The sequence below is a fragment of the Mucilaginibacter sp. genome, from assembly GCF_041663085.1.
Lineage (GTDB): Bacteria > Bacteroidota > Bacteroidia > Sphingobacteriales > Sphingobacteriaceae > Mucilaginibacter.
Genome location: NZ_JBAZRC010000036.1, coordinates 22,238 through 31,980, shown reverse-complemented (window position 1 = coordinate 31,980; position 9,743 = coordinate 22,238). Strand labels below are relative to the sequence as shown.

The window sequence follows — 9,743 nt, the reverse complement described above, 5'->3', positions numbered from 1 at the left end:
GGTGACGATATTGCATAATGAACAAGATTTCTCCTCGTACCTCGTTCGAAATGGCATTCGTTTTTTAGATAGTTACAGCCTTTCAGTCACCCCTAATACTTCCAGGATGGCTTTTGCTTTCAACAAACACTCTTCGTACTCGCTTTCGGGGTTGGCGTGGTAGGTAATAGCGCTGCCTACATGGAACGATAAATACTTTTTGGTACTGTTATATAACAGGGTACGGATCACCACATTAAAATCAAAATCATTATCTGGACTAAAATAACCCACCGCGCCTGAGTACACCCCGCGCTTGCTGCGCTCGTATTGTTCCATCAGCTGCATGGCGCTTATTTTGGGTGCGCCTGTCATGCTGCCCATCGGGAAGGTGTTCTTTACCGCCTCAACGGCCGTTACATCATCCCGTATTTCGCATACCACGGTTGATACCATCTGGTGTACCTGCTTAAAGGTTTGGATACCGTAAAGATCTTCGGTTTTTACGGTGCCGGGTTTGGCGGAGTGGGTAAGGTCGTTACGTACCAGATCCACTATCATTACATTTTCCTGTAGCTCTTTCGGATGGTTGCGAAGTTCATCAATAAGCGATTGGTCTACAGCCTCATCAGCATCACGGCGTGCTGTTCCCTTTATGGGTTGCGAGATCAATTTGCTGCCTCGTTTAGCCAAAAAACGCTCGGGCGATGCACACATGATATAATTGCCATTCCACTTAAAAAATGTGGAAAAAGGGGTAGGCGATAAGCTGTTCAGGTTTTGGAAGATGGAGAGCGGTTCTATCTCCGTATCATCCGCATAAAACTCCTGGCAAAAATTGGTCACGTAAATATCCCCGCGGACAATGTGTTGCTGGATTTGCTCTACGGTCTCCACATATTCCTGCCTGCTAAAGCGTGGCTGCAGGTTAATAGCAGGCTGCTGTTTGTCCGGTACGATTTCCAAGCCTGTAATACTCTTAAATATCTCGTCGTCCTTATCCCCGGTTATCTCAACCGTATTTCCTTTTATGCTGATCAGGATTTCAGGCGCAAAAAAGTACAGGTCAGGGAAGTCGAGATAGTCGGTGTTGTTGGATCGGAGGTTCTCTGTTTCGTTTTTCAGGTCGTAACCAAAGAAACCGGTTATCCAGCCCGGGTTGTTGTTCCTAAAGGCCGAAAGCTGGTCAAATGCATCGCCTGCATTAGCTTTTAGCTCTGCTTTGGCACCGATGGTTATCAGGGTATCAAACTTGCTGTAGGGGTCGTTAAAGCTGTTGCTGTCAAGGTAGCACAGGGTGTCGAATTTAGCGGCCCATGCAAGCGCTTTTTGTTTAAATATAGCTACGTCGGTTACCTCGGTTATCACGGTTCAAAAATAGTTAACTAAATATAAAAGGCCCCGATTTATCGGGGCCTTTTGAAATATATTCTATATAAGTTTTAGTGCAATACCAAAGTCTGCTTCCTATCAGGCCCTACAGATAACCATTTTACGGGCACCTCAAGTTCGGCTTCCAGGTATTCAATGTATGATTGCAGTTTTGCAGGGATCTCGTTCAGTTCGGTAATGCCGGTCAGGTCTTCGTTCCATCCGTCAATCTCTTTTAATACGGGTTCTGCATCAACCGAGCAAATATCGTATGGCATGTAATCTATCTGTTCGCCTAAGTAGTTATAATGCGTACAAGCGTAGATCTTATCAAATCCGCTTAAAACATCAGCCTTGGTCATTACCAGTTGGGTAACACCGTTCAGCATAATAGCGTATTTAAGTGCCGGTAGGTCTATCCAGCCACAACGGCGTGGCCTGCCGCTTACCGCGCCAAATTCGTGGCCAATACGGCGCAGTTCTTCGCCTGTTTCGTTGTGCAGTTCGGTAGGGAAGGGGCCGCCACCAACACGGGTGCAATAGGCTTTAAAAATACCTATAACATCACCTATCTGGCTTGGGGCAACACCTAAACCGGTACAAGCACCGGCAGTAGTTGTGTTTGATGAAGTTACAAATGGGTACGAGCCAAAGTCAATATCAAGCATAGTGCCTTGTGCGCCTTCGGCCAGTATCTTTTTGCCGTCTTTAATATATTGGTTCACCAAATGCTCAGAATCAACCAGCGGGAATTGCTTCAGGTAGTCAACCGCTTCAAAGAAAGCCGCTTCGCGCTCGCTAAAGTCGGCAACTTCGCCATACATAGCCTGCAGCATAGAGGTATGCTTATCAACCAGTTTCTGGTAACGCTCTTTAAAATCGGGCAGGGTGATATCGCCAATGCGTAAACCATTACGGCCGGTTTTATCCATATAAGTTGGGCCGATACCTTTTAAGGTAGAACCAATTTTGCCGTCGCCCATTTTCTTTTCAGAAGCGGCATCAAGCAGTTGGTGGGTTGGCAAAATAAGATGCGCTTTTTTTGCGATCATCAAATTCTTTTTAGCTAACAGGTCGTGGCCGTTATCTTTAAGTTTATCCAGTTCTTTTTTAAGGGTGATAGGGTCTATCACAACACCGTTACCAATCAGGTTCATGGTGTTATCAAAGAAAATACCCGAAGGGATAGTGTTTAATACAAATTTTTTGCCTTCAAACTCTAAAGTATGGCCTGCATTTGGGCCGCCCTGGAAACGGGCTATCAGGTCGTAACCTGCACTTAGTACATCAACAATTTTACCTTTACCTTCGTCGCCCCACTGGAGGCCTAATAATACGTCAACAGCCATTAAATGATATCTTTTCTTGAAATAAATTTAAATGAATTATGGGTAACTATGATACCTTTCTGTCGCAGAATCCCTCGCGAAGCTTGGTGCAGTTACCGTACAGGTTTAAAGAGTGGTGCTTAATATCGAATTTTAAAATATCTCCCATCATACTCTGGATCTGCTGGATACGCGGATCGCAAAACTCAACCACTTTACCGCAATCAATGCAGATAATATGGTCGTGCTGCTTATAGCCGTATGATTTTTCGAATTGGGCCATGTTCTTGCCAAACTGGTGTTTAGTTACCAGGTCGCATGATACCAAAAGTTCGAGGGTGTTGTAAACAGTAGCACGGCTAACGCGGTACTTCTTGTTCTTCATGTGGATGTATAACGATTCTACATCAAAATGATCGCTTCTTGAATAGATTTCTTCAAGTATGGCAAAACGCTCAGGAGTTTTCCTCAGGCTTTTATTTTCGAGGTAGGCCTCAAAAATCTTTTTTACCAACGCAATGGTTTCCTGTACAGGCATAATGTTAAATTAACAGTGCAAAGGTATTAAATATTTTGGAGAATAGAGTCAGGAATCAAGAAGTCAAGAGCCAAGAAATGAGTGCGATTTTGTGATAATGCTGTTCTGTCTTGGCTCTTGACTCTAAAAGTCTTGTATCTCTATCAGGATGCTTTATCGATAACCGAATCGAACCGGATAACCGAGGTAATACCCTTAACCTGGTTTAATTTTTTGATCAGGTTGTCCAGATGTTCGGTATCGTTTACGTAAACCATTATCGAGCCCTCAAAAATACCGTTATCGCTATCAACCGTAATAGAACGGATGTTCACCTTAAAATCATTTGATATTACGGTGGTTAGTTTGTTAATTAAGCCAACATCATCAATACCGGTAATACGCAGGCCGGTTAAAAAGGCCAGTTCAAGCTGTTTGGTCCATTTGGCCTTTACAATACGGTAGCCGTAGTTAGCCATTAGTTTAGCAGCGTTAGGGCAATTGGTACGGTGAATTTTGATGCCATCACTTACGGTAACAAAGCCAAAAACATCATCACCCGGGATAGGGTTACAGCAATTGGCCAGTTTATAATCAATCTTTTGCAGGTCCTCGCCAAAAAGTAAAACATCGCTGTCCTTGGTTTTTATATTACGGACGATGTTTTGCAGCTGTTCAGCCTCTATTTTATCCTGAGGTTTGTTTTCAATTACTTTTTCTGATGCCTGGTACTCTTTTAGGTCCTTCATGTCAATAAGGCCCTTGGCCACATTGTAAAAAAGGTCCTGCGTAGAGGTAAGTTTAAAATAGTAGCTCAGTTTATGCAGGTTTTCGGAGTTGTAAGTAAGCTTTATCGATTTCATCTTACGTTCCAGTATCTCCTTACCGTCATCGGCAATTTTGCGGCGCTCTTCTTTCAGTGCCGATTTTATTTTGGCCTTAGCTTTGGCGGTAACCACAAAGTTCAGCCAATCCTCTTTAGGAGATTGCTTGCCAGAAGTGATGATCTCTACCTGGTCGCCGTTTTGCAATTTATAGCTTAGCGGTACCAGTTTATGGTTCACTTTGGCGCCAATACAGCTTGCGCCTACATCTGTGTGGATCTCGAATGCGAAATCCAGTGCGGTAGCGTTAAGTGGTAATTGTATCAACGCACCTTTTGGAGTAAAGATGAAGATCTCATCACTGAACAGGTTCATCTTAAAATCATCCAGGAAGTCGAGCGCGTTCGAGTCAGGGTTTTTCAGCATATCCCTAACCTTTTGCACCCATTGATCCAGGCCACTATCTGTTGATGATTCTTTGTATTTCCAGTGTGCCGCGAAACCTTTCTCGGCAATTTCGTTCATGCGTTTGGTACGGATCTGTACCTCAACCCATTGCCCGCGCGGCCCCATTACTGTGGTATGCAATGATTCGTAACCATTTGCTTTAGGCGACGAGATCCAGTCGCGCAGCCTGTCGGGGTTAGGCCGGTACAGGTCGGTTACGATAGAATACGCTTTCCAGCAGTCGGCTTTTTCATTTTCGGGCGTGCTATCCAGAATAATCCTGATGGCGAAAAGGTCGTATACTTCTTCAAACGGGATGGCCTTTTTCTTCATCTTGTTCCAGATGGAGTGGATGGATTTTGGGCGGCCGAATAATTCGCCGTGCAGGTCCTGCCCTTCAAGCACTTTTTGCACCGGCTCAATAAAATCACGGATAAATTTTTCGCGTTCGGTCTTTTTCTCGTTTAGTTTATTTTTGATGAACTGGTAGGTTTCGCGCTCCATGTATTTCATGGAAAGGTCTTCCAGTTCAGATTTTATAGCGTACAAGCCCAAACGGTGGGCAAGCGGCGCATACAGGTACACCGTTTCTGACGATAGTTTAAGCTGCTTATCGCGCGGCATAAACTCCATGGTGCGCATATTGTGCAGCCTGTCGGCCAGTTTTATCAATATCACCCTCACATCATCGGCAAGGGTAAGCAGCATTTTGCGGAAGTTTTCGGCCTGTAACGAGCTGTTGGTATCAAACACGCCCGATATTTTGGTTAAGCCATCAATTATTTTGGCTACTTTTTTACCAAACTCCAGTTCAATATCTTCCAGGGTAACATCGGTATCCTCTACAACATCATGCAGCAGGGCGCACACTATTGATGTGGTACCCAAACCTATCTCTTCGGCTGCTATTTGTGCAACTGCAATAGGGTGGTATATATAAGGCTCGCCGCTTTTACGGCGCATGTCTTTATGGCTCTCCAAAGCCATTTCAAAAGCCTTGCGTATCATGCGTTTATCGCCCTTTTGCAGGGTAGATTTACTTGCGCGCAGCAATGCCCGGTATCTTTTCAGGATCTCTTTCTTCTCGGCTTCCAGGTCAATTACTAAATCTTTCATGTATAAACGTGTATTACACTATAATAAACCAACAAACAATATTTATTATTGCAGGTAATTATAAAATAACAAAATAAAATGCGTTAATTTTGTATCGAGTAAAAATATGAAATTTATTGTTTCGCTTTTATTGTTTTGTTGCGCAGCGCTTGGGTTAAAAGCCCAGGATGATAAACCTGCGGCACCTATGGTACTTGGCAAAAATGATACCACCAAAGTATATTTAACCAAACTTGACGGTGAACTTGTACCCTGGATTGTAACCCCGGAGGTACGCATAGTTGATACGCGCATTTTTGCAAGCGAGCAAGACAGGCTTAATTATCGCCGTTTACGTTATAATGTAATGAAAGTGTTGCCTTACGCGCGTTTTGCAGGCGAACGTTACAGAAAGCTACAGCGCGACCTGGCCCTTACCGGTGATAAGAAAAAGCAGAAGGAACTGATGAAGGCCTGCGAAGCCGACGTAAAAAACTTATTTAATAAAGACATTAAGAATCTGACAATAAGTCAGGGTGAAGTATTGATTAAATTGGTTAGCCGCGAAACCGGTGCAACCAGCTTTGCTTTGGCTAAAGAATTAAAAGGGGGCTTTAATGCCTTTCTCTTCCAATCGGTAGCCCGCTTATTTGGGCATAACCTCAAAGAAACGTACGACGCATCTGAGCAACGCGACATTGAAACCATTTTGCTTGAAGCCGGTTATGTTTCAAGCTCTAATTAAATGGACAACAACAGCATTTATCAGTTCACGGTTGAAAAACTGAACGGCGACCATATAGGCCTTGCCGATTACAGCAACAAAGTACTGCTCATTGTAAATACCGCTTCGCAATGTGGTTTTACACCGCAATTGCAAGATCTGAGCGATCTTAAAAAGGAGTTTGCCGATCAGGATTTTGAGATCCTTGCTTTCCCATCAAATGATTTTGGCGGGCAGGAACCACTTGAGGGTGACGCTATAGGTGCTTTTTGCAGCAATTACGGCAACAATTTCACCATCTTCGAAAAAATAAGGGTTAGAGGGCCTTACGCCGACCCGCTTTATAAATTTTTGGCAGATAAAAAAGAGAATGGCACTATCAACTCAAAACCCCGCTGGAATTTCCATAAATACCTTATAGACAGGAATGGTAACGTGGTTGACTTTTTTTACCCGTTTACCAAACCTACATCATCAAAAATAAAGAAAAGGATACAGCGCCTGCTGGCTGCTGAGCCTAAATAACTATTGTTACGTTTATGCTTAAATTAGATATTTTAGTTTTACCTGTACACCCAGACGACGCTGAACTTGGTTGTGCAGGCACTATATTAAAACATATAAAACTTGGCCACAAGGTTGGTGTTGTTGACTTAACCCGCGGCGAATTAGGTACCCGTGGCACTGCTGAAGTCAGGGATAAAGAGGCTGCCAAAGCCGCAGAGGTTTTGGGGTTAACCGTTCGCGACAACCTGGCTATACCCGATGGCTTTTTTACAAACACGCAAGAGTATCAACTTAAGGTAATTGCTGCCATACGCAAGTACCAGCCCGAAATTGTAATAACGAATGCCTACCATGACCGCCACCCCGATCATGGCCGCGCCAATGAACTGGTGGAGGCATCGTCGTTTTTATCGGGCTTGCGCCGGATAGAGACCTTTGACGATGGTAAATTACAGGAACCATGGCGCCCAGGCCAGGTATTGCATTTTATACAAGACAGATATATAAAACCGGATATTATTGTTGATGTAACCGAGTTTTGGGATAAAAAGATAGAAAGCGTTTATGCTTACGGCTCACAATTCCATAATCCCGATTATAACGAGGATGAGCCGCAAACCTATATCTCATCGCCTGATTTTATTGAACAGATAAATGGCCGTGGCCGCGAGTACGGCAAAAGCATCAACGCCAAATACGGCGAAGGTTTTACCTCACGTAAAATATTAGGGGTAGATAATTTGTTTGATCTGAGGTAGGGAGAGATTAGAGATTAGAGATTAGGTAAATAGGTTTTACCATCATTGCCGTCCCATTTATGGGACGGATAATCAAATACACAATCCGGCTTTAGCCGAAATTTACCGATTTGGCTGAAGCCAATAATTCCTGTTTGCTAATCCGTTGACTGAAGTCAACGGCAATAAAAAACATCCAAAACAAAAGGCCGCTCAAATTGAACGGCCTTTTGTTTTAAGAATTAAACCCCTACGTATTCGAAGCGGTTGTTGTCGTTGCTTCTTTCGCGCTTAAGCTTGTTCTCTTTGGCAAGCTTCAGCAAAATGCCTGATAGTTCTGATGTTTTAAAGTCCGAGTCGAATTTTTCTTTGCAGTAATCTGCAATTGATGAGATAGAGTGAGGCGTTTTAAAATAATCGCTGCTTAGCAATTGGTTTAATACCTTGGTAGCGCCCGGCTTTTTACGGCCATGTGCCTCGTTTACCTCATTTTCGCGGTATGACCTTCGGCCTCTCTTATTGAAAATATCAGATCCTTCCGTATCTCCCTTCTCTGTATCCATTATCTCGTCTAAAAGTCTGTCAACCACTCTCACTTGTACAGCTTCAGACTGGAAAGAATTAACAACCTCAGCTATCTCTGTAAGTTGTTTTTTTAATTTTTCAATTTGTCTGTTCATCCTTATTGTAACCCTTAGTATTATGTGATGTATTTTAATATATACGCAACCATAAATCAATTAATAACACCTGCTGATGAATTATTAATAATATTATAATAACGCCATACCGCAATTATAGTATTTGATGAATAAAAAAAGCGCCTGTTGGTTTTAAAACAGGCGCTTGTAGCAATATTATTACACTTTTATTATAGTTGAAGCAATATTTTTTCGAGTACGTTCATACCTTCATCAATATGTTGTTTATCTATGATAAGTGCGGGCCTGAAACGGATGCTGCGATCGCCGCAACCCAGGTACATGATATTATATTCTAATCCGTGATTAATAAATGCGTTACGTGTATCGGCATCAGGGAAATCAAAGGCGGTTAACAAGCCCTTACCACGTACATTGGTGATGATAGTATTTTTAGCCGCGATGTTTTTAAGGCTGGTTTGCAGGTACTCACCGGTTTGGGCTGCTTTATCGCAAAGGCCGTCTTCCTCAATAATTTCCATGATTTTGGAAGAGCGTACCATATCTACCAAACTACCGCCCCAGGTTGAATTAATGCGCGATGATACATTAAAAACATTGTTTTCAATCTCATCAACCTTTTTACCTGCCAGTATACCACATACCTGCATTTTTTTGCCAAAGGCCAAAATATCAGGCCGGGCGTTTTCACCAAAATGCTGGTGCAACCAAAACTTACCGCTTAGGCCTACGCCGGTTTGTACCTCATCATATATCAGCATCACTTCGTTCTCATCGGCCAGTACCCGTAGTTGCTCCAAAAACTCCTGGCGAACGTGCTTATCACCACCTTCGGATAATACGGGCTCAATAATAATAGAGCATATATCATCGGGGTTATCGGCAAATGCTTTTTTTATCTGGGCGATGGATTTTGCTTCGCGATTTTTAAGGTCATCAATATTAGCATCAGTCAGCGGGAAATGAATCTCTGGCAACGATACCCGTGGCCAGTCGAACTTGGCGAACCACTTGGTTTTAACCGGTTGTGTATTTGTTAAACTTAAGGTATAACCCGAGCGGCCGTGAAATGCGTTCTCGAAGTGGATCACCTTAAATCCTTTTTCGGTTGTGTGGCCTTTGGCAAAGTTCTTTTGCACTTTCCAGTCCATAGCTACTTTAAGGGCATTCTCAATGGCTAATGAGCCGCCTGAAATGAAAAAGGCGTGTGGCAGATAATCGGGGATACCCACACGGCCAAATGTTTCTACAAACTGCGCGTACTGCTCGGTATAAATATCAGAGTTTGACGGGTTGGTTAATGCGGCCAACATCAGGCTTTTTTTAAATCCTTCGTCGTTCAGCATTTTAGGGTGGTTATAACCTAAGGGAACAGAAGCAAAACAGGTAAAAAAGTCTAACAGCGTGCGGTTGTTTTTAGCATCATAAATATGAACGCCCTGGCTTTTTTCCATATCAAAGGTAAGGTCGAAACCATCGGCTAAAATATGTTTGCTTAATGCAGCCTGAACATTCTGAGGAGTTACTTGCAGTTGGTACATATAGTATTATA

The 9,743-nt window shown here is 43.1% G+C and carries 9 protein-coding genes; 3 read left to right on the top strand and 6 right to left on the bottom strand.

Features of this window, described 5'->3' with window-relative positions; all coding sequences use genetic code 11:
* Nucleotides 1-72: 72 nt before the first annotated feature.
* From WC615_RS09410 to WC615_RS09395, 4 genes are all read right to left on the bottom strand, one after another.
* Nucleotides 73-1,347 (bottom strand): anthranilate synthase component I family protein, encoded by a 1,275-nt coding sequence (locus WC615_RS09410; protein WP_372977852.1) that lies wholly within the window; start codon nucleotides 1,345-1,347, stop codon nucleotides 73-75.
* Nucleotides 1,348-1,421: 74 nt separating this feature from the next.
* Nucleotides 1,422-2,699 (bottom strand): adenylosuccinate synthase, encoded by a 1,278-nt coding sequence (locus WC615_RS09405; RefSeq protein WP_372977851.1) that lies wholly within the window; start codon nucleotides 2,697-2,699, stop codon nucleotides 1,422-1,424.
* A gap of 46 nt (nucleotides 2,700-2,745) precedes the next feature.
* Nucleotides 2,746-3,216 (bottom strand): Fur family transcriptional regulator, encoded by a 471-nt coding sequence (locus WC615_RS09400; RefSeq protein WP_372977850.1) that lies wholly within the window; start codon nucleotides 3,214-3,216, stop codon nucleotides 2,746-2,748.
* Between the two features lie 143 nt (nucleotides 3,217-3,359).
* A complete protein-coding gene (locus WC615_RS09395) occupies nucleotides 3,360-5,582 on the bottom strand; it encodes a bifunctional (p)ppGpp synthetase/guanosine-3',5'-bis(diphosphate) 3'-pyrophosphohydrolase (RefSeq protein ID WP_372977849.1) in 2,223 nt (740 codons plus the stop codon).
* Between the two features lie 106 nt (nucleotides 5,583-5,688).
* Here WC615_RS09395 and WC615_RS09390 point away from each other — a divergent pair, with 106 nt between their 5' ends.
* The 3 genes from WC615_RS09390 to bshB1 are packed head-to-tail and all read left to right on the top strand — an operon-like array spanning nucleotide 5,689 to nucleotide 7,550.
* The gene (locus WC615_RS09390) at nucleotides 5,689-6,306 is read left to right on the top strand and encodes a DUF4294 domain-containing protein (RefSeq protein ID WP_372977848.1); all 618 of its coding nucleotides are present in this window, start codon (nucleotides 5,689-5,691) and stop codon (nucleotides 6,304-6,306) included.
* Nucleotides 6,307-6,810, top strand: a complete 504-nt coding sequence (locus WC615_RS09385; RefSeq protein WP_372977847.1) for a glutathione peroxidase — start codon at nucleotides 6,307-6,309, stop codon at nucleotides 6,808-6,810.
* A gap of 14 nt (nucleotides 6,811-6,824) precedes the next feature.
* The gene (gene bshB1, locus WC615_RS09380) at nucleotides 6,825-7,550 is read left to right on the top strand and encodes a bacillithiol biosynthesis deacetylase BshB1 (RefSeq protein ID WP_372977846.1); all 726 of its coding nucleotides are present in this window, start codon (nucleotides 6,825-6,827) and stop codon (nucleotides 7,548-7,550) included.
* A gap of 221 nt (nucleotides 7,551-7,771) precedes the next feature.
* Here the strand turns inward: bshB1 and WC615_RS09375 are convergent, their stop codons facing one another.
* Together WC615_RS09375 and lat are read right to left on the bottom strand one after the other, a co-directional pair.
* Complete coding sequence (locus WC615_RS09375; protein WP_372977845.1) at nucleotides 7,772-8,209, bottom strand: hypothetical protein; 438 nt, start codon at nucleotides 8,207-8,209, stop codon at nucleotides 7,772-7,774.
* Between the two features lie 191 nt (nucleotides 8,210-8,400).
* On the bottom strand, nucleotides 8,401-9,732 hold the full coding sequence (lat, locus tag WC615_RS09370; protein ID WP_372977844.1) for an L-lysine 6-transaminase: 1,332 nt from the start codon (nucleotides 9,730-9,732) through the stop codon (nucleotides 8,401-8,403).
* Nucleotides 9,733-9,743 lie beyond the last annotated feature (11 nt).